Consider the following 24,497-nt stretch of genomic DNA (forward strand, 5'->3'; position numbering starts at 1 on the left):
ACCGGAGGCCGGAGGTCGCTCCGGCCCTGATCACCCCAGGAAGCTCCGCAGGCCGGCGACCAGGCCGTGTTCCTCCACCGGGGGCGCGACGAAATCGGCCAGTTCCTTCAACTCGTCGCGGGCCTGGCCCATGACGATCGCATGGCCGGCCCAGTCGAGCATCTCGGCGTCGTTCGAACCGTCGCCCGCGGCCACGGTGTGTGCCCGGTCCACGCCGAGCAGGTCAGCGACCCGTTGCAGGGCCGAGGCCTTGGAGATCCCCTCCGGCGAGATGTCCAGCCAGTTGCTCCAGCCCACCGAATACGTCACCCCGTGCAGGCCGATCCGCTTGACCGCCTCCGCGAACTCCGGCTGGCTCCCGCCCAGTTCCCGCATCACGATGCGGGTGGCCTTCTTCGCTTTGAGCTCCTCGAAGGACACCACGTTGTAGTCGCCCCCGGCGGTCAGGTCGCCGCGTGGGAAGTCCTCGGACGCCCAGCGCACCAGGTTCTCGTCCTCGACCATGTACAGGGCCGTCGGCATGACGGATTCCATCTGCTCCAGAGCGCTGGCCGGGTCGAAGGTCTCCACGTGCACGGGCTTCCAGCCCAACTCCGTGGCCGGGTCCAATTCCATGATGACCGCGCCGTTGGAGCTGATGACGTAGCCGCGCGTCTGTTCCAGACGGTTGGCCACCTCCAGAGCGCCAACGGGCGCCCGCCCCGTCGCGATCACCACGTGCTGCCCGGCGTCGGCCAGGCCCATCAGATAGTCGCGGACCTCTTCGTGCAGAACGCCGTCGTAGTCGACGACGGTCCCGTCGAGGTCCAGGCCGATCAGGTATCGGGCGGTTGCATCAGCGGCCTGGGCCGCGGCCGTGCTCGTCGTGGTCATGGAACCTCCGGTTTCGTTCATGGCATGGGGTACCGACGCCGAGGCCGTGGCCGGCATTCCGGCCACGGTCCGGAACCGGTTCGGTTCAGTAGCGCGGACCCTCCGGGCCATAGGCGGTCATCCCGCCCAGGTACGGCTGCAGGGCCGCGGGAATGCGGACGGAGCCGTCGGCCTGCTGGTGGTTCTCCAGGATCGCAACCAGCCAGCGGGTGTTGGCCATTGTGCCGTTGAGCGTGGCGACCGGGGTCGTGCGGCCTTCGGCATCGCGTTCGCGAATGTGCAGGCGTCGGGCCTGGAAGGTGGTGCAGTTCGAGGTCGAGGTCAGTTCGCGGTAGGTGTCCTGTGTGGGGACCCAGGCCTCGCAGTCGAACTTGCGGGCCGCGGAATCGCCCAGATCGCCGGCGGCGATGTCGAGCACCCGGTAGGGCAGCTCGCACTTGTTGAGCATTTCCTCCTGCAGGCCGAGCATGCGCGCGTGTTCGGCCTCCGCCTGGTCCTGGTGGACATAGGCGAACATCTCCACCTTCTGGAACTGGTGGACGCGGATGATGCCACGGGTGTCCTTGCCGTAGGAACCGGCCTCGCGGCGGTAGCAGCTGGACCAGCCTCCCATCCGGATGGGGCCGCCGGACAGGTCGATGATCTCGTCCTTGTAGTAGCCGGCCAGGGCTACTTCGGAGGTGCCGACCAGGTACAGGTCGTCGGCCTCCAGACGGTAGATCTCATCCGCGTGTTCGCCCATGAACCCGGTACCGGCCATGATCTCCGGCTTGACCAGGGTGGGGGTGATGACGGGAGTGAAGCCCGCCTTCTGGGCCACGTCCCAGGCCATGGTCAGCAGTGCCAGTTCGAGCCGTGCACCGAAACCGGTCAGATAGTGGAAGCGGGCGCCGGATACCTTGGCGCCGCGCTGGGTGTCGATCGCGTGCAGGCGTTCGCCGATCTCCAGGTGGTCGGCCGGAGTGAAGCCCTCGGCTGCGAAGTCACGCGGGGTGCCCTCCAGCCGCAGGGTCACCGACATCTCCTCACCGCCGGAGGGGACTCCGTCGACGATCAGGTTGGGCAGCTTGGCGATGAGCGCGTCGAAGGTGTTGGCGGCATCGTCGGAATCCGCCTGCAGGGCCTTGACCCGGTCGGACAGGCCCTTGGCTTCCTTGACCAGTTCGGCCTTCTTCGCCTTGTCCTTCTCCTGGGCGACCGTCTTGCCGAAGGCCTTCTGTCCGGCACGGGCCGCTTCGAATTCGGTCAGGGTCGCACGCTTGGCCGAATCGGCCGCGAGGATCTGATCGACCAGCGATTCGTCTGCCCCGCGGGCACGCTGGCTGGCCTTGAACTTGTCCGGGAACTCACGCAACTGCTGTAGATCGATCACATATACAGAGTAGCCGGTGGCTCCGACACATGGGGACTCCGGATCCTGGGGCCCGAGGCCACCACCAATCAGCAACTTGATAGAGCGAACTCAGTTGACACACAGGTTCGTATGAGGCAAACTTGAAGGCCAATGTGGGGCGGGTCAACCGTTCCGCGCTGTTTTGAAGGAAGTCACCTGGCATGAAGAACCTGATCCTCGCTCCCGCAGCAGTTCTCGCGGCCGGCGCCATCGCCCTTTCCGGCACCTCCGCCTTCGCTGCGACGGGTGCATCCTTCTCCGGCACGGATAAGACACATGGCCAGCCCAGGGCACAGGATGAAACGGAATCCGCCGCGCCCCAGGCCAAGGCCATTCTGAGCATCACCCCGCAGTCGATCAAGGCCAGCGAACTGACCACCGACAAGGGTGTGAGCATCCAGGTCAGCGGCCTGCCCGCCGGCGTCACCAAGGTGAACTTCAAGGTCACGCAGAAGGTCGGCGACAAGGATATCGAGCCCTACGAGACCAGCACCGGGGTCGAGGACGGCAAGGCCGGCTTCGACCTAGTCAAGGGCGACGCCTCGGCGGACTCGGATGACTACGTCGGTTCCTACACCGTCACCGCCACCTATGAGGGAGCCTTGCAGACCCTGAGCGGCTCGTTCAAGATCACCACGGACAACGGCGACACGGACCCCAGCGCCTCGGCGACGGCCACCGAAACGGAGACGGCTACGGAGACTCCTTCGGACACCGCCTCCCCGACGGACACTGCGACCCCCACGGACTCGGCGACACCCTCGCAGACCGCCACCGGGACCCCCACGCAGACGGCGACGGCCACCCCCACGGAAACCACGCAGGCCCCCGTGAAAGTCGCCAAGCTGGGAGTCGAGCCCAAGAAGATCTCCGCGAAGAACTTCGTCAACGAGAAGAAGGGCGTCCACCTGTCGGTCACGAACCTGAAGCCGGGCACCGACGTGAAGTTCACGGTCACTCCCAAGGGCGGCAGCGTCACCGGCCTGGACCGCACAGTGGCCGCCGATGAGAACGGCACGGCCCGCTGGGTCGTCTACGGTGTCAGCGCAAGCAACCCCAGCGCCTATGTCGGCGAATACACCGTCAAGGCCGTCCCCGAACACGGCAAGGCACTGAAATCCGGCTTCACCGTAACCGCCGGTGATCCCAATGCCGGTGGCGGAGACGATTCAGACGACAACGGCCCTGGCGACAACGGCACCGGCTCGGGCGATAACGGTTCGAATGACAACGGTTCGGGCAATGGCGGCTCGGAACTGCCGCAGACCGGTGGCGCCGAGCTGGGCGCAGTGGTCGCGGGTTCCATCCTGCTGTTGGTCGGCGGGGCGAGCATCATGGTGACCCGGCGCCGCAAGACGCAGCACTGAGCACACCAACAGCACCCGTGCCGGGCAGCGCGCCCTGACGGGGTTTGAGCCGAGGGCCCGCAACCGAAAGGTTGCGGGCCCTCGGACTATCCGACTTGATGCGGGCCGGTGGGACGAACGCGAGCACCGACACGCGGACACCCGGACGTGCACAAAAACACTCTTTACATTTGTAAAGCACCGGTTATGATGATGAATGCCCCTGCCGCCGACCGTTCCGAGGAGATGCCCACCGTGTCGGATCACACCGAACCCCTGCCCACCGTGGAGGCCACGGCGCCCGGCCCCGACCCAGTCGCCACGGAATCGCAGGCGGGCCCGGAACCACAGGGCTCACCGGAACCCGAACCCATGATCAACGCCGAGGACCTGGGCATGCGGGGCAAGTCCCCCGTGTTCGAACACGTCGACGCGCAGGTCCCGGCCGGCGGCATGCTCGTCATCATCGGCCCCGAGGGCACTGGCAAGACCGCGTTGTTGCTGTCCCTGACCGGACGGATGAAGTTCACCCACGGCCACGCCACCGTAGCCGGCATCGACGTGGCCAAGCAGCCCCGGCGGGTCCGCAGCATCGCGTCCCTGGGACCGGTCAAGGACGTCACCGACCTCGACGACAACCTGACGATCGAACACCACGTGGCAGAACGCATCATCATGTACCAGCCCTGGTACAAGCCCTTCGCCTCCAAACAACACGTGGCCAGGGCACTCGAGGTGATGCGCAGGGTCTCGGCCCGGGTGTCCGCGGCAATCCAACCGGAACCCGGGACACCCGAGGCGCGCACGGCCTCGCGCGTGGCCACCGGCACCTTCCCCGCCAAGTCCTATGTGGGAGACCTGTCCGATCTGGACCGCTTCCTGCTGGGCCTGGCGCTGGCCCTGTTCGCCCATCCACAGGTCGTCGCAGTCGACGACATCGATCTGCTGCGGCGGCGCGAAGACCGCCAGCGCGCCTGGATGTACGTGCTGGCCGGAATGGAATTGCTGGGCATCGCGGATCCGGACGCCACCTCTCCCACGGACCGAACAGCACTTCCGGCGCCCACCTTCATCGTCAGTTGCGAGGACGCCTCGGAACTGGCCGAGGCGCGCGAGCGCGTCCTCGCCCAGGGCCTGACCCCGCCGCCCCTGGTCCCCGTCCGCCTAAGCGCCGACTGACCCCCGCACAGCCTCGAAACACCGAGAAAACACCGAAGAGCCCTTATGTTCTCATTGCCACTGCTGGAAATCACCCGGTTCCGCCGCCACTTGCTCACCCAGTTGGCGCTGCTGACCGTCATCCTCATCCCGACCGTCTACGGCGGCATCTACCTGTGGGCCAACTGGGACCCCACGGGCAACTCCGACCGCTTGGACGCCGCCGTGGTGAACCTGGACGAGGGCGCGCAGGACCCCAAGCTGGACGCCGGCCGGGAGCTGACCGAAAAACTCACCGGTGAGGACGCCGATGCCGGATTCACCTGGAAGACCACCGATGTGGACAGGGCCGCGGACGGCCTCGACTCCGGGAAGTACGCTGCGGTGCTGACCATCCCCGCGAACTTCTCGCGCGAACTGACGTCGACAGCCGGCGACGATCCCGAGCGCACAGAGCTGAAGATCCAGACCAATGACGCGAACAACTATCTGACCGGCAAGATCGCCTCGGTGGTGCTGGGCCAGGTGCGTGAGAACCTCAACGAGACGACCACCGCCAAGTACGTCGACCAGGTCTATGTGGGCTTCAACGACATCCACAAGAACATGGTCAAGGCCGCGGACGGGGCGGACACCGTCCATGAAGGCGCGGCCAAGCTGGCCACGTCCTCGGACACCCTGGCCGATGGGGCGGGCCAGCTGCACGATGGCGCGGGGCAACTGGTCGACGGCACCGGTCAGCTGCACGATGCGACCGGCAAGGCGGTCACCGGGGCCAAGAGTCTGGCGACCGGGATCGGCAAGATCGACGATGCATCCGGCACCCTGGCCGACGGCTCGGGCAAGCTGGCCGATGGCGCAGGTGACCTGACCACGGGAGCTAAGAAGGTCGCCTCGGGCGCCGACAAGCTCAGCGACACCGCGGATGCCGCGACGCAGAAGGCCGATGAGTTCAAGGACCGCGCCGACACCCTGGTGGACAATACCGTGCCGGTGATCGACCGGGCGGCCGACGACCTGGACGACGCCCACCACAAGGTCAAGGGCGATATCACCGAGCAGCTGCGGGCCCTGCAGAAGAAGTACCCGGACGACCCCCAGGTCAAGAAACTTGTGGAGAGCGCCCAGAGCGTGGGCAAGGACCTGGACGACGCCCACGACCGGGCGACCAAGGGCTTCGAGAAGGCCAAGCAGGCACGCAAGGACACCACAGCCAAAGCCGATGAGCTGATCGGGAAGGTCCACGCCGCCGATAAGAGCATCGGCACCCTGGCCGGCGGCGCACGGACCGTAGCCGACGGCGCCGGCAAACTGCACACCAACACCGTGACCCTGGCCAAGGGGGCCGACAAGCTGCACACCGCCACCGGCACCGCGGCAGACGGCGCGCAGACCCTGGCCTCGGGCTCGGTCCAGCTCGACGCGGCCGCCGGCAAGATCGATACAGCCGCCGGCAAGCTGAACACGGCATCGGGCAAACTGGCCGACGGGGCGGGGCAACTGCACGACGGCGCGACCAAGATCGACGACGGCACGGGGAAACTGGCCACGAGCATCCGCGACGGCGCCAAAGAGGTCCCGACCTACGATAAGGACTCCCGCGATGCGCACTCCAAGGCCGTTGCCCTGCCGGTGACCGGCGATGACACGCCGAAGAACCATGTGGCCTTCTACGGCGAGGGCATGGCCCCCATGTTCATCAGCATCGGCCTGTGGATCGGCGGCATGATCACCTATATGGTTCTGGGCGCGATCCCCTACCGGGCCCTGGCGACCAGCGCGAAGTCCTACCGGATCGCACTGTCGGGCTGGTGGCCGGCGGTGATCTTCGGCTGTCTGCAGGTCGCGGTGCTCTACGCCTTCCTGGTGTTCGTCCTCGACTTCACGGCGGCCAGCTGGATCGCCACCCTGCTGTTCAGCATCATCGTCACGGCGTCCTTCCATGCGATCCACCAGATGTGCGTGATCCTGTTCGGCGGGATCGGCCGTCTGCTCGCCCTGGTGCTGCTGATCCTGCAGCTGGGCGCGGGATCCGGCTCCTATCCGGTGGAACTGGGACCGGGCTTCTTCCAGGCGATCGCGCCCTATCTGCCGATGACCTACGCGATCAAGGGCCTGCGCGCGCTGATCTCCGGCGGCGATCCGGGACAGGTCGCCAGTGCCCTGCTGGGCCTGGTGGTGATCGGTGTCGTGGGCATGCTCGTCAGCGTCATCGCCTGCAACGCCAAGCGGATGATCAAGCTCAAGGACCTCCACCCCAGCTTCACACTGTGACCGCATAGAATGAGATCCATGGACTTCGGCGAGAACTTCCTGCTGACCGCGGTGGCGCTGCTGGTCGTCTTCCTCATCGGCATCGCCATTGGGGTCGCGATCGGCACCGCGCGCACGCGCCGTGCCGTGCTCGGACACGAGCCGGGCACCACCCCCGGCGCAGACGGTTCCGAGGCCGAGGCCCCGGCCGGTCCCACGGCCTCGGCCGAATTGGCGATCCCCGTCAAGCGGGCGGCGATCATCCTCAACCCGTCCAAGCCAGCCGCACGGGCGTTCCGGGCGACCGCCTTCGCGATCTGCCGGCAGGAGGGCTGGGCGCCGCCGCTCATCATCGAGACGCGGATCGACGATTCCGGTTCGGCCATGGCGCGCACCGCTGTGGCCGCCGGGGTGGACGTGGTGATCGCAGCGGGCGGCGACGGCACCGTGCGCGCGGTGGCGCAGGGCCTGGTGACCGCGGGGCTCGCGGACGGGCAGACCAGGCCCGCCATGGGGATCGTTCCGCTGGGCACGGGGAATCTGCTGGCGCGCAATCTGCACATCGTGCTGGAGCGCCCCGAATGGGCTCTGCGGATCGCTCTGTGGGGTGGGGACGCGCCCACGGACGTGGCGGTCGCGCAGATCAGCCCGGACGAGGATGCCAAACAGCACGTGTTCATGGTGATGGCCGGGATGGGCTATGACGCTGCGGTTATGGCCGATACGAACCCGGCGCTGAAATCCAAGGTCGGCTGGCTGGCCTATGTGGAGGCGGGCTCCCGCAAGCTCGGCGGCGACCGGACCAAGGTGTCCGTGAGCTTCGACGACAATCCCGCGAAAACCTACCGGGTGCGCTCGATCGTCGGCGGCAACGCCGGCAAACTGCAGGCCGGGATCGAACTGCTGCCCGGCGCCAGCCTGTCCGACGGCCTGATGGACGTCCTGCTCATCACGCCGAAGAACCTGGCACAGTGGATGGGCGTGTTCGCCTCGATCGGCACCGGCAAGCAGAAGAAGGGCATCCACACGGAGATCGTGCGGTGCAAGACCGTGGAGATCGAAGCGAACGAGGAGATCGAGGTGCAGGTCGACGGCGACGCACTGGGGGCCTCGGACTATCTGAAGATGCAGGTCGTCCCGGCCGGAATCACGATCCGTGTGCCGACCGCCGAGCAGCAGCACCAGATCCGCTTGGAGGACTGGCGGATTCTATAGCCGGCGGACGCCCTGCCGCGGGCTCCTGTGATGCACGCTGAGCGGAGTCTTCGGACACGCCGACAAAAATCCTTGTGATCCCCGAACGACTGCGTAGTCTGGAAGATCCACAGTACATCGTTCGACTTCCTCATCGGAACGAAGGCAGGCAGATCCATGCGGGCAAGGGTTCTTCTGGCACCGGCCGTTCTGGCCGTGGGCCTCATCATGGCCACCACTCAGGTCACGAACGCGCAGGCGGACGCCGCGCTGACCTCTCAGACCGGACAGAGCGCGGCACAGAAAGCCGCCTCCGTGGACATCTCCGCGGGTGACTCGGACCTGGCGACGACGCCGGCGGACCAGCCCTCCGCCCAGCCGACGGACGGCGCCTCCGGGGATGCGACCTCGCCGGCGGGGACCAGCGCAGGTGCCACCGACGGACACGACGATACGACGGCGGTCGACGTCTCGGGCGTCAAGGCAGTGCCCGCCACCGCGAAACTCACCGGCGAGGAATCCGCCAAGGGGCTCAAGGTGACGTTCTCCGGGCTCGAACGCGGGGCCACCTACTTCACCACGGTGGCTGCCGGGCCCACCTCACTTGACAGCGCCACCCCCGTGACCTTCACCGCCGACGCCCCCACCAAGACCGTGACCTATGCGCCGCACGCCGCGGGTATCTCCGGGGGCGAGAACCACGTCTACGTCGAGGACGCCTCCGGGACCCGGCACGAGCTGGCCTCCTTCGAGGTGACCTCGCCGCTGCCCGACCCGCGGTTCACACTGGACACCACGCGGATCTCCACGAACGACCTGGCCGTCAAGGGCGTCAACGTCAAGGCGCAGGCCGCCGGCGGGGACGACGACCACCTGACCGTCAGCCTGCTGGAGCACTTCGCACCGGGCAGCGCACAGAGCGATCCCGAGCCCATGGCCGGGACCTCGGCCGCCGCCGGCGATGACGGTCTGGCCGATATGAATCTCAAGGCGCTCAACATCGACCCGGGCCAGTACTCGGTGGTCGTGTACAACGACGCGGGCACGATCCTGTACGAACAGATCCTCACCGTCGTCGGCTGAGCTCGGCTGAGTCCGGCTGCGGCTGAGACGGTCCGTTCCACGGGCGCTCCGATATCCTCGGGGCGCCCGTTTCGCGTCTAGGCTGGTGGGCGGAAGACCAGCCATCCCCGGCGCCGGACACGCGCCGAACATCCCTACAAAGGAAGAGTCCCATGGCGAAGCTGAAGAAGATCGCACGAGGCCGCAAGCTTGCGGAACAGGCACTGCACGAACGCGGAACGGTCGCCAGCGAACTGGCGGGAAGGGAATCCTCCCACCATGAGGGTTTCCTGGCCCATCTGAATATCAAGACCGGCTGGTTCTTCCTGGCCTTCGCCGCACTCATCGCAGTCCTGTTGCTGCCCACCGGCGACGACCTGCCCCTGGCCGGCAAGCAGGCTCTGGCGATCCTGGCCTTCGCCGTCATCATGTGGGTGACCGAGGCCGTGAGCTACCCGGTGTCGTCGGTGATGGTGCTGGGACTGATCGCGATCATGGTGTCCTTCGCCCCACCCGTTGACGACCCGGGTGCCGGCGCCATGGGAACCGCTGCCTCGCTGAAACTGGCGCTGGGAGGATTCGCGTCCTCGGCCGTGGCACTGGTCGCAGCCGCCCTGGCCCTGGCAGCCGCCATGCAGGCCACCGGGCTGCACAAGAGGCTGGCCCTGCTGGTGCTCAAGTTCGCCGGCGAGAAGACCAGCCACATCGTGGTCGGCGCGATCGTCATCTCCATCATCCTGGCCTTCTTCGTGCCGTCCGCCACCGCCCGCGCCGGCGCCGTGGTGCCGATTCTCCTCGGCATGGTCGCGGCCTTCGGAATGGCCACCAACTCGAAACTGGGCGCCCTGCTCATCATCACGGCGGTCCAGGCCGTGTCGATCTGGAACGTCGGCATCAAGACCGCCGCCGCGCAGAACCAGGTGGCGATCGGCTTCATCCAGGATCAGATGCACACGAATGTGTCCTGGGGCCAGTGGCTGTTGTGGGCCGCCCCCTGGTCGATCCTCATGTCGATCGCACTGTTCTTCGTCATGCGCTGGGCGATTAAGCCCGAGACCGACCGGATCGAGGGCGGACGCGCCGTCATCGATGCGAACCTGAAGGAACTGGGACCGCTGAGCGCCAAGGAGATCCGGCTGATCATCGTGGCCGTGCTGCTGCTGGCCTGCTGGGCGACCGAGGACCTGCACGGCATCGACTCGACGACCACCACGCTCATCGCCATCGGCATCCTGCTGACCCCGCGGATCGGCGTATTCAGCTGGAAGACCGTGGAGAAGCTCATCAACTGGGGCACGCTCATCGTGTTCGCGATCGGCATCTCGCTGGGCAGCCTGCTGCTGAACACGGGAGCCGCGACCTGGCTGTCGGAGAAGACCTTCGGCGCACTGGGGATCTCGAACATGCCGATGCTGGCGATGATCGCACTGGTCAGCCTGTTCACGATCCTCATCCACCTGGGCTTCGCCTCCGCCACATCGCTGAGCTCGGCCCTGATCCCGGTGTTCATCGCGCTGGCCACCTCGATCCCGGGCGGTGCGCAGGGCGGGCTGGGCTTCGTCATCATCCAGCAGTTCGTCATCAGCTTCGGCTTCCTGCTGCCGGTGTCCGCCCCGCAGAACATGCTGGGCTACGGCACTGGCGCCTTCACCGCCAAGCAGTTCCTCAAGACGGGCATCCCGCTGACCGTGATCGGCTATGTGCTGGTCGTGGTGTTGTCGGCCACCTACTGGAAGTGGATCGGCCTGGTCTGAGGAGGATGACCATGAGTGAGCCCGCTCCCGATGTGACCCCGCCCGGGTCCGCGCCGGTTCCCGATCCCGCGTGGAGTTGGAAGCTGCACGATTCGCGTGGGGCCTCGAGCATCTGCACAATGCTGGTGCTGCTGGGCGCCACGGTCGTCTGGATCGCCGCGCTGTCACACGACACGACCCTGTGGGTCCTGGCTCCGGTGCTGGGCGCCGGTGCCGCGGTGATCACCGTGCTGCGGGCTCGGAACCTCTGGCTGCTGGCCTGGGCGATCGTGGCGATCCTCAGCCCCGCCTACTATCTGCCGCTCGCCGGCGGGATGAACTGAGACAGACGGCGGCTGCGGGTGAGCAGTCATTTTGGTCTGGCGCCCGCACGATTCGCAGGCGATTTGGTCCGAGAATCCCGCCTAGAATCAGACCAACTTGACTGCTCATCGAGGAGGATGAACTGAGTCAGTCGGCGTAGAGTTGTGACCCATGAGCATTGAGGACATTCGGCGGGATCTGGACCTGCGAGCAGTCGGGGAGATCTTCTATCTGCGCACCCTGGACCAGTTGACGGTCAACGTCTTGGACGGCGAATCCGGTCTACCCGGCTGGACCCGCAAGCACGTGGCCGTGCACATGATCAACAACGCCGAGGCCCTGATGCGGCTGCTCGATTGGGCGACTACGGGTGTGGAGAACCCCATGTACCCCTCCCGCACGGTTCGCGATGCAGAGATCGAAGAGGGTGTGGCGACGATCGAGGTCTCGGACGTCCGCGGCATCAGCCACGAGGTCGCAGTGGAACTCGCCGCCGCCCTGCCCGAGCCCGAATCCCCCGCCTGGGATGCTCAGGTGCTCAACGGCCGTGGTGAGCCGATCATGGCAGCCGCGATTCCGTGGATGCGGGCGCGCGAGGCCCTGCTGCATGCCCTTGACCTCAACATCGGGATGACCGCCCTGGACTTCCCCACAGCCGCCATCGACCGGCTGCTGACCGACGTGGAAACGGTGTGGGCGGCCCGCGCCGAACCTGCGAACTTCCTCCTGCACATCACCGACCGACCGGATCGCCCCGAACTGGCGAACTACCTCCTGGCCTGCGGCGATGCCGCGGCTTTCAGCGCCGAACCGGTCGAACTGACGGGCGAGGCCGCAGAGCTCGTCTCGTTCCTGCTGGGCAGGGGCTGGCCCCGCGGGCAGGCCCCGGCCGGGACCTCGGCGTCGGTGCCGCAACCACCCGCCTGGCTGTAGAGGAGGCCAAACGCGTTGTGGTTCCCGTTTGGGGCCGTCGCTTCGAAACGACGGCCCCAAGCGGGAACCACGACTGACTTTCCGGGAGCGTCCGCCTCAGCCGCGGCGGGGGCCCTGTTTGGACCGCGGTCCCGCGGTCCGCACGCCCACCACGGTCCCCGTCACCGAGGCCGCGGGCAGTTCCGCGATCGCGTGCGACATCCGCCGCGCCCGGCTGCGCTGGTAGGGATCGGCCACCGTCACGTCCCCGCCCATTCCTGCGGCGAAGATCCGATTCGCCTGGGCCAGCCGGCTCAGCGCCGCATCCAGTTGCACGCCGAGGCTCTGCAGCTGCGAATGCGCGTCTGCGACCTCCTCGCGCAGCTGCAGGATTCGCTTGATCCCGGCCAGACTGACGCCCTCGTCCTGGCTCAGGCTCTGCACCAGGCGCAGCTTCTCGATGTCACTGGCCGAATACCTGCGGCCGCGACCGGGAGTGCGTTTGGGCGTGACCAGACCCATACGGTCGTATTGCCGTAGGGTCTGCGGGTGCATGCCCGCAAGCTCTGCGGCCACGGATATCACGTAGACCGCGGCATGTGGGTCGATCTCCATGGCCACTCACCTCCTCCTTGATTCGATCATGCATCAGTGCGCCGACCGGCACCGGCACGGTGCCGGCCGGCGCCGTGTTCGGTGCCGCGCCGGCGCCGTGTTCGGTGCCGCGCCGGCGCCAGCGCAACTCAGCTGTTCTTCGCCTTCGCGTACAGATCGGCGCGCGGGTCCTCGCCCTCGGTGGCCTTGGCGAAGGCCTCGACCGCCTGCTTCGCGTCCTTGCTCATCCGCTGCGGCACGTGGACCTCGACGGTGACCAGCAGATCGCCGGTGTGCTTCTTCGTCTCGATCCCCTTGCCGCGCACGCGCAGCACGCGCCCCGACGGGGTGCCGGCAGGCACCTTGAGCCGTACGGGGAAGCCGGACAGAGTGGGAACCTGGACCTCTGCGCCCAGGGCGGCCTCGGCGAATGTCACCGGCACGGTCACCCGCAGGTTGTCACCGTCACGGGTGAACACAGGATGCGGTTCGACGTTGACCGTCAGCACCACATCGCCGGCCTCGCCGCCGTTGGGACTGGCCTTGCCCTTGCCGCGCAGGCGGACCTTCTGGCCGTCCTTGACGCCGATCGGCGTGCGCACGTTCAGCGGCGAACCGTTGGGCATCTTGAGCTTGACCGTGGCGCCTTTGGCGGCCTCCGTGAAGGACAGGCGCGTAGACGCCTTGATGTCCCCGCCCTTGACAGGGCCGGGCTGATAGCCCCGGCCACCGCCAAAGCCGCCACCGCCGAAGGCCCCGCCGAACAGATCGGACAGGTCCGGGCCACCGGCACCGCCGAAGCCACCGGGACCGCCACTGTACTGGCCGCGGCCGCCGCCGGAGTTGAACAGCCCGGAGAACACGTCCTCGAAACCGCCACCGGCGCCACCTGGACCACCGGCGCCCGCGGTGAAACGCGCGCCCGAGCCCATCGCGCGGACCTGGTCATACTGCTTGCGGGTCTCCTTGTCGGCCAGCACCTGGTGGGCCGCGCTGATCTCCTTGAACTTCTCCTCGGCCTTCTTATCACCAGGATTCGCATCCGGATGGTACTTGCGAGCCAGCTTCCGATAGGCCTTTTTGATGTCCGCGTCGGAGGCGTCCTTGTCGACCCCGAGGACCTTGTAGTAGTCCTTCTCGAACCACTCATTCTGAGGCCCGGCGTTCATCTGGCACCTCCTTTCCGCAGGACGTCATTCCCGCTTGCGGGATCACTCCCGCTGATTGTCTTCATCGTTTCCAAAATCTTATGGCGGTGGCGGCCGATCCCCCGGCTTGTCCCGGGAATCGACCGCCACCGATCATGTATGCGCCGACTCAGTCGGAGGTCACTCCTCCGGCAGGTGCACGCCTACGCGGGCCGCGCGGATCACGCGCTCGCCCAGCTTGTAACCCGGCTGCATGACGAGGAACACGGTGGGCTCCTCGACTGCGCCGTTGGGCTGCTGCATCAGAGCCTCGTGCAGAGCGGGGTCGAACTCGTCGCCCACCGCGCCATACTGTTCGACGCCCACCTTGGACAGCGCCTCGAGCAGCTTGTTCACATGGGTCTCGAAGGGCCCCGTGACATCGCCGGCGTCGGCGGCCAGCTTAACCTCGTCGAGCACCGGGATGAGCGCCTCGACCAGGGCAGCCGAACCGGCCTCCTTGGCCTTGGCCTGATCGCGCTCCGAGCGGCGGCGGTAGGCCGCGTACTCGGCGTTCAGACGCTGCAGGTCATCCAGGTACTTCGCGGCCTCATCGGCCACCGGGGCCTCGGCGGTCCCTGCCGTGGCGTCCGAGCCCTGGCCGGCCGTGGCGTCTGCCGACGCACCGTCCGTCGGGGCCGAGGCCGCGGATTCCTCCGCGGCCTCGGCAGCTGCTGCGGCGTTGCCGTCGGCGGCCGCCCGCTCGGCTGCGGATTCCTCCGCGGTCTGTTCCTGCGGCTCGCGCACCTCGCCCGTCTCCGGGTCGATGCGGCGCTTGTCGGCGAAGGTGAACGACTGTTCCTGGGACTCGCCCGAAGCGCCGCCCTGATCAGGAGTAGTCATTACTTCTTCTCCTCGTCATCGTCTTCCACGACCTCGGCGTCGACGACATCGTCATCGGCGGAACCGGTGGACTCGGCACCCTCGGCGCCCGCCTCCGGAGCGGCGTTCGCGTACAGGGCCTCGCCCAGCTTGGTCTGCGAGGCGGTCAGCTTCTCCAGCGCGGATTCCACAGCGGAATCGTCGTCGCCCTTGAGGGCTTCCTTCAGCGCGTCGACGTCGGCCTGGACCTCGGTGCGGACATCTTCGGGCAGCTTGTCCTCGTTGTCCTTGATGACCTTCTCCGTGGAGTAGGCCAGGTTCTCCGCCTGGTTGCGCTTATCGGCGGCCTCACGGCGCGCCTTGTCCTCATTGGCGTGCTCTTCGGCTTCCTTGACCATGCGATCGATGTCGCTCTGGTCCAGGCCCTGGCCGCCGGTCAGCGTCACGGACGCCTCCTTGCCGGTGCCCTTGTCCTTAGCGGACACGTGCACGATGCCGTTGGCGTCGATGTCGAAGGACACCTCGATCTGCGGCACGCCACGGGGGGCCGGGGCGATGCCGGACAGTTCGAAGTTGCCCAGCAGCTTGTTGTCCGAGGTGAACTCGCGCTCGCCCTGGTACACCTGGATCGACACGGAGGGCTGATTGTCCTCGGCCGTGGTGAAGGTCTCCGACTTCTTGGTGGGAATCGGGGTGTTGCGCTCGATCAGCTTGGTCATCACGCCGCCCTTGGTCTCCAGACCCAGCGACAGCGGGGTCACGTCGATCAGCAGCACGTCCTTGCGTTCACCCTTGAGCACGCCGGCCTGGACGGCGGCGCCGATGGCGACGACCTCGTCCGGGTTGACGCCCTTGTTGGGCTCACGGCCGTCGGTCAGCTTCTTGACCATGTCGGACACGGCGGGCATACGGGTCGAACCGCCGACCAGCACGACGTGGTCGATCTCGGAGACCTTGACGCCGGCGTCCTTGATGACGGTTTCGAAGGGCTTGCGGGTGCGCTCCAGCAGATCCGAGGTCAGTTCTTCGAACTTCGCGCGGGTCAGCGACTCGTCCAGGTGGATCGGGCCGTTCTCGCTCATCGACAGGTACTGCAGGCTGATGTTGGTGCTGGTCGCCGAGGACAGTTCCTTCTTGGCCTGTTCCGCGGCCTCCTTCAGGCGCTGCAGGGCGGTGGTGTCCTTTGCCAGGTCCACGCCGTCCTTGTTCTTGACCTGCTTGATCAGGTAGTCGACGATCCGCTGATCCCAGTCGTCGCCGCCCAAGCGGTTATCGCCCGAGGTGGCGCGCACCTGAATGGTGGAGAAGTCGTCTTCGTCCTTGCCGACTTCCAGCAGGGACACATCGAAGGTGCCGCCACCGAGGTCGAAGACCAGGATGAGTTCGTCTTCCTTGCCGCGCTCCAGGCCGTAGGCCAGGGCCGCTGCGGTCGGTTCGTTGATGATGCGCAGGACGTTCAGGCCGGCGATCTGGCCGGCGTCCTTGGTCGCCTGGCGTTCCGCGTCGTTGAAGTAGGCGGGGACGGTGATGACCGCGTCGGTCACCGTGTCCTGCAGGTATTCCTCAGCATCGTGCTTGAGCTTCTGCAGGATGCGGGCGGAGACCTCCGGTGCGGTCATGGACTTGCCACCCAGTTCGGTGGTCCAGTCGGTGCCCATGTGGCGCTTGACGGAGGCGACCGTGTTCTTGACGTTGGTGACGGCCTGGCGCTTGGCGATTTCGCCGACCAGGGAGTCGCCGTTCTTGTTCACCGCGACGACCGACGGGGTGGTGCGGCCACCCTCCGCGTTCGCGATGACCTTCGGCTCGCCGCCTTCCAGAACGGCGACGACCGAGTTCGTGGTTCCGAGGTCGATACCCACTGCACGAGACATATGTTGAATCCTTCCCTTGACTATCGCTGTCTGTTGCGCCCGGGGCCGGTCCCGCTGTGCGGGGCCTCCTGAGCGCCTCCGGCTCAATCCTTCTGCATCGGACCGAACCAGTCAAACTGCTTGTCAGTAAACTTGCGTACACCTGACTCAACTATAGGGGCGCGGGGTTTATTCCGAGCGGGTGAAAAAGTTTTCCGGAGGGGCGTTTCCCAGTCGATGAAAGCGTGCTTCATCGACTGGCCGGTTCATGTAGCCCTGCAGGTCCGGGGACTGCATGAACCGGCCGGTGGATGAGTCAAGGGCGTATCGAGTGGGAAACACCGCCGGACCAAGGTGACCCTCACAACAGAAAATTGACTTTAAGTCATATACACCTGAACCTGTGCCACACTAACGGCATGACCACAGAGAACCCCGCCGGCGCCCCACCCACCACAGGCACCGAGCTGTCCACCCGCATGGACCGCCTGCCGTTCACCCGCAAACATCTGCATATCCTGACCTCCTCGGGTATCGGTTGGGCCCTGGACGCGCTGGACGTGGCACTGATCTCCTATGTCGTCGTCGTGCTCAAGGTCCACTGGGACCTCAGCGCCTCCGCGCAGAGCTGGATCGTCTCCCTGGGCTTCATCGGCATGACCCTGGGCGCGATCTTCGGCGGGCGCATGGCCGACCGCTTCGGCCGCCGCACCATCTTCGCCGTCACCCTGTTGGTCTTCGGCATCGCCTCGGCCGTGGCGGCGTTCGCCCCCGGCCTCACCCTGTTCCTCATCATGCGCCTGTTCGTGGGCTTCGGCATCGGCGCGGAGCTGCCCGTGGCCAGCACCTATGTCAGCGAGTTCGCACCCCCGCGCATCCGCGGGCGCATCGTCGTCATTCTCGAGGCCTTCTGGGCCGTGGGCTGGCTGGGCGCAGCGCTCCTGGGCTACTACGTCGTCCCGCACTTCGGCGACTGGGGCTGGCGCCTGGCGTTGCTGGTGGGCGCGCTGCCCGCGCTCTACGCGGCCTTCGTCCGCGCGGGCCTGCCGGAGTCGATCCGTTTCCTGGCCGGCCGCGGCCGCGTCGACGAGGCGACCCGGGTCGTCACCGCCTTCGAGGCCTCGGCGCCGCTGCGCAGGGCCGCCGGGCCACAGCGGAGCGGGCAGTCGGGCACCCGCCTGCTGACGGCCACTGCTCCCGCCGATCACTCCGCTGCCGAGGCCAAGGCGAGCGCGACCGCCCGCCCCACCGCGGCCTCGGCGGCGGAATCCGGCGCTCAAGCCCCCGCTGTCAAGACCCGGTTCGCCGATCTGTGGGCCAGTGGCCAGGCGCGGAACTCCACTGCGTTGAGCCTGGTGTGGTTCTTCGTGAACTTCAGCTACTACGGCGCGTTCATCTGGATCCCCAGCATTCTGCACGCGCAGGGCTACGACATCGTGAAGTCATTCGGCTTCACCCTCATCATCACCCTGGCCCAGCTGCCCGGCTATGCGGTGGCCGCCTGGCTGGTGGAGCAGTGGGGGCGCCGCTGGACGCTGGCGGTGTTCCTGCTCGGTTCGGCCGGCAGCGCCCTGGCCTTCGGCAATGCGCACTCGGTGGCGTGGATCCTCATCACCGGCTGCCTGCTCAGCTTCTTCAACCTGGGCGCCTGGGGTGCACTGTACGCGATTTCGCCCGAGGTCTTCCCCACCCATCTGCGCGGCACCGGCACCGGCTGGGCGGCGGGGTTCGGGCGGATCGCCTCGATCATCGCACCGCTGCTGGTCCCCGCGGTCCTGGCCGCGGCATGGGGCGGGGCGGGCGTGCTGTTCACGGTCTTCGCACTGTCGTTCCTGGTGGCGGCGGTTGCGGCCCTGTTCCTCAGCGAGCAGACAGGCCAGGCCCTGCGCGACTGAGGTGCGGCGCTGGTTCGAGGCTCAGCGCGTAGGCTCGGCCTATGGAACAGAGCACACCGCGTCCCACAGTCCTCACCGCCGAGGGCCCAGTGCTGGGACTGACCATCGCCGGCGCCGCGGGGTCCACGGCCGAACAGGCGCCGCCATCCACCACGCCGGCCCCACCGACGGCGGCATCCGCCCCGGAGCCCGGTGTTCCCCTGCACCGGTTCCTGGGCATCCCCTATGCCGCATCTCCAGTGGGTGAGAACCGATTCCGCGCGCCGCAACCCGCACCCGTTCACACCGAGCCCCTGAACGCCGAGCTCTTCGGTCCCGTCCCACCGCAGTTCGGCGCCCCGGGGGCTCCGGCCGCGCACCGTGAGGGCGAAGACTGGCTGACGCTGAACATCTGGACGCCGCATTTGCCGCAGGCGGGGCACCTGCCTCAGGCGGAGCATTCCGGCACACCTGCCCAGGCCCCCTCGCCAGCCCAGGCCCCGCCGCAGGCTCTCCTGCCGGTCATGGTGTGGATTCACGGCGGCGCCTATGTCATGGGCGCATCCGCCGAGCCGGTCTACGACGGTGCCGAATTCGCCCGGCTGGGCTGTGTGTTCGTCAGCCTCAACTACCGCCTGGGCATGGAGGGCTTCGCGCAGTTCCCCGATGCGCCGGCCAACCGCGGCCTGCTGGACCAGGCGGCCGCCCTGCGCTGGGTGCGCGACAATATCGTGAACTTCGGCGGCGACCCGGACAATGTGACGGTGTTCGGCGAATCGGCCGGCGCCGGCTCCATCCTGTGTCACCTGTCTATGCCCGGCTCCCGCGACCTGTTCCACCGCGCCATCCTGCACAGCCCACCGACCATGGTGGTCACCCGCACGCTGGCCGAGGACGTCACCGCCGAATTCGCCCGCGTCGCCGCGGCCGCGGGGCTGGTTCCGGACACTGCGGGCCCGGTTCCGGACGCCTCGGGCCCGGTTCCGGACGCCGCAACCGCAGCGTCCTTCGCCCGCCTGTCCCCCACCCAGTGCCTGGACCTGATGGGCCGAGTGGTCGCGGGACAACAGAGCCGGGCACCGCACTGGGGCCGGGCGGTGGGCTTCACCCCACCACTGGTGCCTGTGGTCGACGGCGAGGTCCTGCCCACCGATCCGTGGCAAGCCGTGCGCGACGGCGCCGGTTCCGGCGTCGACGTGATCATCGGGCACAACGGCAACGAGTTCACCCTCTTCATGCTGGATGACCCGCAGCCGATCGACGCGGAGCGCGCCGCCCGCCGCGTCGCGCTCATGGGACCCGCGGAATACCCGGGGAATACAGGTACTCCCGCCGTCGAGTCCTACACGTCCTTGCTTCCCGGTGCCACCGCAGAAAAGGTCTTCGAGGCAGTGCAGTCCGATCGTGTCTTCACGATCGCGGCCCTGGACGCCGCCGCGGGCCGGGCCGAGGCGACGCAGCAGACCGGCAGGACCTTCGTGTACTTCTTCGACCCGGAGCCGGCCGGGGGCCATGGCGCCCCACACGCCGCCGATGTCCCACTGATCTTCGACCGGTTCGACACGGACATGGGCCGGCGGTTCTATCCGGAAGCGACCGCGGCCGACCATACCCTGAGCCTGCGGATGCGCCGATCCTGGCTGGCCTTCGCCACCACCGGCGACCCGGCCACCGCGGAATCCGGTGCCTGGCCGGAGTGGACTGCGACCTCGGATTCGGCCTCGAACCCAGCCGCTGCACCCACAGATGCCGCCGGAGCCGTCGTCCGCATCTGGGACTATGCGCCCCGCAATGCCGAACACCCGCTCCTGCAGCGCTGGAGGGCCTTCGCCGCCGACGGCGCACGGTCGCTCGACCTGCTCGACTGACCTCGGCCGGGGCCGCCCGATCGTTCCACGTCCTGTTTCAGAATCCACCGTTCATCCAGTGAATTCTGAAATAAACAGTCCAATGATGTGGCGTACCCGACTGCGGATATGCTGAAACGCATGCGCGACCCCGACCACCCCGAGCCCACGGACCCAGACGACACCACGGAATCCGGCGCTTCCGAACCCGGCACAACCGAACCGCAGGCCCCCAGCCTGCGCGACATCCTCCCCTGGGAGGGCAAGGCACGCACCGGGGACAAGGTGTTGCTGGGCTTCCTCATCGGCATCCCGATCTTCTACCTCATCATGTGGCCCCTGCGGCCGATGCTCATCGCGAAGATCCCCGTGGTGTTCTCCATGGTCACCGGCGCCAAAACCGTCGTCGCAGGCGCCGGCGCATTCGCCGCGGTCGAGGGCTTCCCGCTGTGGCTGGTGATCGGCGCTGGACTGATCGGCATGATGAAGTTCGACTGGCTGTGGTGGTACGCGGGCAGGCGCTGGGGCGATCGAGTCGTCAACATGTTCGCGCAGGACGAGAAGTCGCGTAAGCGCTTCCACCGGCTCAAACGCCTGCCGCGCTGGGTCCTGCTCACCCTTGTGTTCTTCGGCCGTTGGCCCGGAGTGCCGGGTACCATCACCTGGCTGGTCACCGGCTGGTCGCGCGTGAGCTTCGCGCTGTTCTTCACCATGAACCTGCTGGGCAACCTGCTGTTGGCGGTCCTGGTCGCGGTCATCGGCTATGAGATCGGGCAGCCCGCCGTCGACTTCCTCAAGTTGGTCGACAAGTACGCGATCTGGATCTCGCTGGCGATCATCGTGGGCGTGGCCCTCTGGTCGGCCCGCGGCACCCTCAAATCCGAGGGCTCCGACGATCCCAAGACCGCGCGCCCCGACGCCGGGCCCCCGGATTCGCCCCAGCAGGACACCTGAACCGAACGCCGGAACCACAGAACACCAGTCACAGCCGAACAACCGGTACAGCCAGAAAGGCCCAGCCTTGGCCCTGAGGGATCTCTTCGCCGACACCCGCCCACTGCGGGTCCCGACGTTCAAACGGATGTTCTACGCGAATATCGTCACGACGATCGGCGCGCAGATGTCGATCGTCGTGGTGCCGGCGCAGATCTACGCCATCACCCAGGACTCCGGGTATGTGGGCCTGGCCGGGATCTTCGGACTGGTGCCGTTGGTCCTGTTCGGCCTGTACGGCGGGTCCCTGTCGGATTCGATGGACCGCCGCAAGCTGCTGCTGGTGAGCAGCACGGGCCTGACGATCGCCAGCTTCCTGCTGTTCCTGTGGGCACTGATCGGCACACACAATGTGTGGCTGATCCTGTTCACCCTGGCATTCCAGCAGGCGTTCTTCGCGGTCAACCAGCCGGCGCGCACGGCGATCCTGCCCTCGCTCCTGCCCACCGAGGTACTGGCGGCGGCGACCACCCTGAACATGACGGTGGGCCAGTTCGGCGCGATCGTCGGCCCGCTGGCCGGCGGCATGCTGATCCCGCTGATCGGCTTCCCGCTGCTCTACCTGATCGATACGATCGGCATCCTGGTGAGCATGTGGGCCGTCTGGCGCCTGCCGGCCCTTCCCCCGGGCGGCCACGGTCTGCCCGGCTCCGCAGTGGCTGATGCCTCGGCCCCGGAAGCCGCAGTTCCAACCCCGGAGCCGCCCGCCCGGCCGAGGGCCGGATTCCGCAGCGTCTGGGAGGGCCTGGTCTACCTGTCGCGCAGCCCGATCCTGATGATGAGCTTCTTGGTCGACATCATCGCGATGCTCTTCGGCATGCCGCGCGCCCTGTTCCCGCAGATCGCACACGAGTCCTTCGGCGGCCCGACCGACGGCGGCTTCGTCTTCGCGCTGTTGTCGGCCGGGATCGCGATCGGATCCGTGCTGGGCGGGCTGTTCTCCGGCTGGGTGTCAAAAGTGCAGAGGCATGGCCTGGCCGTGCTGGTGGCGATCATCATCTGGGGTGCGGCGATGGCGCTGTTCGGCGCCGTGCTGCCGCTGGCCGGGTCGTTCTGGTGGCTGGCGCTGCTCGGCGCGATGCTCTTCCTCATGGTCGGCGGCGGCGCCGACGTCATCAGCGCCTCATTCCGCAACACCATTCTGCTCGAGGCCGCCGACGACCGCGTGCGGGGCCGCCTACAGGGCGTGTTCACCGTCGTGGTGGCCGGTGGCCCGCGCCTGGCCGATGTGCTGCACGGCTATGCGGCTAATACGGTGGGCACCGCCTGGGCGAGCGCCGGCGGCGGCATCCTGGTCGTCCTCGGCATCGTGATCGCGGCCGTCCTGGTCCCGTCCTTCGCCCGCTATCGTTCGGGTGGCGCGCGCAGCAACCTCTGACCGATTCGGGCCGAGGACACCGCCGGCCGGGCACGGCGCGTTGCGCGCAGCGGCCGGGCTCAGGACCGCGGCCGAGGTCACCGCGCGGCGGCCGGCCGCACGCCCCACACGGCCACCGCGGCGATGGCCAACACCAGTCCCGAGGCCACCAGCGCGGCCGGCATCCCCCACAGGTTCGCCACCACTGCGGCCAGCACCGGCCCGAAGACGCGACCGGCGTGCTGCGCTGCAACCGTCAGCCCCAGTACGCGGCCCACGCGATTGGCCGGCAGCATATCGCGGATGCCGGCGGTCAGCGCGGGCATCAGGCCGCCCATCGCCAGGCCCAGCACGAAGCGCAGGCCGGTGAAGACCCATACGGAGCCGGTCAGCGGTTGGACCAGGGACACCACGGCGCCTGCCAGCAGGGACCAGATCAGCATGCGCGTGTTCCCATAGCGGTCGGCGGCCAGGCCCAGGAAGGGCCCCGCGACCATGGTGCCCGCGGCGGTCGCCGCCAGGGCGATCCCGCCCCACAGGGTCGGATTCGCGAGCCCGGCGGAGCCCACGGCTCCCGCTCCCAGGGCCGCGGTGGCACCCGAGGCACCCGTCGCCTCGGCACCGGCTGTCGCGCCCGCCTTGGTTATCGCGCCTGCATTGGTCAGCAGTTCGCCCATATAGACGGTGATGAACGGCTCCACGGCCAGCTGCGCGAAGGTGATGAGCCCGGAGACCGCGACCAGCACCGTGAGCACAACGGGCAGCGCCACCCGGGGCAGCTGTGCTGTGGGCTGGTTCGCCGCGCGATCGACGACCTGAGTGCCGCCACCGGGCACTGCGGACGTGGCGGCCGGGGCCTTGGCCGGTACCCCGGGCGGTGCTTCGGCGAGCGCGGGCGGATTGCGCATGAACAGCACGACGCCCAGGAACGCCACGAAGATCAGGCCGCCGACAACAGCGAAGCAGGCGCGGGGACCGATCGATTCCGGCAGGATCCCGCCGAGCACCGGGCCCAGCAGGCTGCCTGCCATGTTCCCGCTGGTCAGCACGCCCAGGGCGAAGGCCCGGCGGCCCGGCGGGGTCTGGTCGGCCACCAGGATCGAGGCCCCCGAGGCGAAGCCGCCCAGCAGCCCGGTCAGCACGCGGAAGGCCAGCAGCCACCACACGTCGCCGGCCAACCCGGTGATGCCGATCGCCACGGCCATGCCCAGGCTCGATCGCACGAGCATCGACTTGCGGCCCCAACGGTCGCCCATCCACCCCCACAGCGGGGCGGTCACCGCCGCGACGAGGAAGGTAGCGCCGAAGCACACCGCGGACCAGGTCACCACCGCTGCATCGTCGGTCACGCCCAGGGCGCGGATGTAGACGGGCAGGAACGGAATGAGCATAGTCATGCCGACGATCGTCGTGAAGGTGCCGAAGGTCGCGACGACCAGATTCCGCACCCAGGGATCGGCGGCACCGGTCCGATCGGCTCTCGACTCTGGGCTGTGCATGCCACCGTTCTACCCCGCCGCCGGATTGCAAGACGTAACGTATCGCAATGTGGTCAATGGATGATTTTCGGGTTCTCCGTCGAATCCGGCGAAACTCACATTAGGAACTCGCCTCAGAACCGGTTATGCTGGTTACGTTGCTACGCGATCATGCGTAGCGTTTCTGGCGATCCGGATTGGGTAGTTGCGTCCGCCGTCATTATGGCTTAACTTCAGCGCGTGT

General features: G+C 67.5%; 19 protein-coding genes. 12 read left to right on the top strand and 7 right to left on the bottom strand.

Going from position 1 to position 24,497, the window contains the following annotated elements:
* Positions 1–30: 30 nt before the first annotated feature.
* On the bottom strand, positions 31–873 hold the full coding sequence (locus NQ034_RS13080) for an HAD family hydrolase (protein WP_257049361.1): 843 nt from the start codon (positions 871–873) through the stop codon (positions 31–33).
* Positions 874–958: 85 nt separating this feature from the next.
* A complete protein-coding gene (serS, locus tag NQ034_RS13085; RefSeq protein ID WP_257049362.1) occupies positions 959–2,245 on the bottom strand; it encodes a serine--tRNA ligase in 1,287 nt (428 codons plus the stop codon).
* Between the two features lie 182 nt (positions 2,246–2,427).
* Between serS and NQ034_RS13090 the strand changes: the two genes are divergently transcribed.
* The 8 genes from NQ034_RS13090 to NQ034_RS13125 all read left to right on the top strand — a co-directional run bounded on the left by NQ034_RS13090 (position 2,428) and on the right by NQ034_RS13125 (position 12,269).
* Positions 2,428–3,633, top strand: coding sequence for an LPXTG cell wall anchor domain-containing protein (locus NQ034_RS13090; protein ID WP_257049363.1), 1,206 nt, complete (start codon positions 2,428–2,430; stop codon positions 3,631–3,633).
* Between the two features lie 186 nt (positions 3,634–3,819).
* The gene (locus NQ034_RS13095) at positions 3,820–4,791 is read left to right on the top strand and encodes an ATP-binding cassette domain-containing protein (RefSeq protein WP_257049364.1); all 972 of its coding nucleotides are present in this window, start codon (positions 3,820–3,822) and stop codon (positions 4,789–4,791) included.
* 45 nt (positions 4,792–4,836) lie between these two features.
* A complete protein-coding gene (locus NQ034_RS13100; RefSeq protein ID WP_257049366.1) occupies positions 4,837–7,044 on the top strand; it encodes a YhgE/Pip domain-containing protein in 2,208 nt (735 codons plus the stop codon).
* Positions 7,045–7,062: 18 nt separating this feature from the next.
* On the top strand, positions 7,063–8,238 hold the full coding sequence (locus NQ034_RS13105; protein ID WP_257049367.1) for a diacylglycerol/lipid kinase family protein: 1,176 nt from the start codon (positions 7,063–7,065) through the stop codon (positions 8,236–8,238).
* A 156-nt stretch (positions 8,239–8,394) separates the two neighbouring features.
* Positions 8,395–9,300: a hypothetical protein gene (locus NQ034_RS13110; protein WP_257049368.1), complete on the top strand. Its 906-nt coding sequence runs from the start codon at positions 8,395–8,397 to the stop codon at positions 9,298–9,300.
* Between the two features lie 152 nt (positions 9,301–9,452).
* A complete protein-coding gene (locus NQ034_RS13115; protein ID WP_257049369.1) occupies positions 9,453–11,033 on the top strand; it encodes a DASS family sodium-coupled anion symporter in 1,581 nt (526 codons plus the stop codon).
* Positions 11,034–11,044: 11 nt separating this feature from the next.
* The gene (locus NQ034_RS13120) at positions 11,045–11,356 is read left to right on the top strand and encodes a hypothetical protein (RefSeq protein WP_257049370.1); all 312 of its coding nucleotides are present in this window, start codon (positions 11,045–11,047) and stop codon (positions 11,354–11,356) included.
* A 151-nt stretch (positions 11,357–11,507) separates the two neighbouring features.
* Positions 11,508–12,269 (top strand): maleylpyruvate isomerase family mycothiol-dependent enzyme, encoded by a 762-nt coding sequence (locus NQ034_RS13125; protein WP_257049371.1) that lies wholly within the window; start codon positions 11,508–11,510, stop codon positions 12,267–12,269.
* 96 nt (positions 12,270–12,365) lie between these two features.
* On the opposite strand, the gene NQ034_RS13130 is transcribed toward NQ034_RS13125, so the two are convergent.
* The 4 genes from NQ034_RS13130 to dnaK all read right to left on the bottom strand — a co-directional run bounded on the left by NQ034_RS13130 (position 12,366) and on the right by dnaK (position 16,725).
* A complete protein-coding gene (locus tag NQ034_RS13130; RefSeq protein WP_257049405.1) occupies positions 12,366–12,863 on the bottom strand; it encodes a heat shock protein transcriptional repressor HspR in 498 nt (165 codons plus the stop codon).
* Positions 12,864–12,991: 128 nt separating this feature from the next.
* Positions 12,992–14,011, bottom strand: coding sequence for a DnaJ C-terminal domain-containing protein (locus tag NQ034_RS13135; protein WP_257049372.1), 1,020 nt, complete (start codon positions 14,009–14,011; stop codon positions 12,992–12,994).
* Positions 14,012–14,170: 159 nt separating this feature from the next.
* Positions 14,171–14,872 carry a nucleotide exchange factor GrpE gene (locus NQ034_RS13140; RefSeq protein ID WP_257049373.1) on the bottom strand — a complete coding sequence of 234 codons (702 nt, stop codon included), beginning with the start codon at positions 14,870–14,872 and terminating at the stop codon, positions 14,171–14,173.
* Positions 14,872–16,725 (bottom strand): molecular chaperone DnaK, encoded by a 1,854-nt coding sequence (gene dnaK / locus NQ034_RS13145; RefSeq protein ID WP_257049374.1) that lies wholly within the window; start codon positions 16,723–16,725, stop codon positions 14,872–14,874. Before dnaK ends, NQ034_RS13140 begins: the two co-directional genes overlap by 1 nt.
* A 398-nt stretch (positions 16,726–17,123) precedes the next feature.
* Here dnaK and NQ034_RS13150 point away from each other — a divergent pair, with 398 nt between their 5' ends.
* The 4 genes from NQ034_RS13150 (at position 17,124) to NQ034_RS13165 (ending at position 22,796) form a co-directional block, all read left to right on the top strand.
* The gene (locus NQ034_RS13150; RefSeq protein WP_257049375.1) at positions 17,124–18,599 is read left to right on the top strand and encodes an MFS transporter; all 1,476 of its coding nucleotides are present in this window, start codon (positions 17,124–17,126) and stop codon (positions 18,597–18,599) included.
* Between the two features lie 41 nt (positions 18,600–18,640).
* A complete protein-coding gene (locus tag NQ034_RS13155) occupies positions 18,641–20,446 on the top strand; it encodes a carboxylesterase/lipase family protein (protein ID WP_257049376.1) in 1,806 nt (601 codons plus the stop codon).
* A gap of 108 nt (positions 20,447–20,554) precedes the next feature.
* The gene (locus NQ034_RS13160) at positions 20,555–21,379 is read left to right on the top strand and encodes a DedA family protein (protein ID WP_257049377.1); all 825 of its coding nucleotides are present in this window, start codon (positions 20,555–20,557) and stop codon (positions 21,377–21,379) included.
* Positions 21,380–21,446: 67 nt separating this feature from the next.
* On the top strand, positions 21,447–22,796 hold the full coding sequence (locus NQ034_RS13165) for an MFS transporter (protein ID WP_257049378.1): 1,350 nt from the start codon (positions 21,447–21,449) through the stop codon (positions 22,794–22,796).
* Between the two features lie 77 nt (positions 22,797–22,873).
* Here NQ034_RS13165 and NQ034_RS13170 read toward each other — a convergent pair whose 3' ends face one another.
* Positions 22,874–24,274, bottom strand: coding sequence for an MFS transporter (locus tag NQ034_RS13170; RefSeq protein ID WP_257049380.1), 1,401 nt, complete (start codon positions 24,272–24,274; stop codon positions 22,874–22,876).
* Positions 24,275–24,497 lie beyond the last annotated feature (223 nt).

Origin of the sequence: Brevibacterium moorei (assembly GCF_024580735.1) — a bacterium.
GTDB lineage: Bacteria > Actinomycetota > Actinomycetes > Actinomycetales > Brevibacteriaceae > Brevibacterium > Brevibacterium moorei.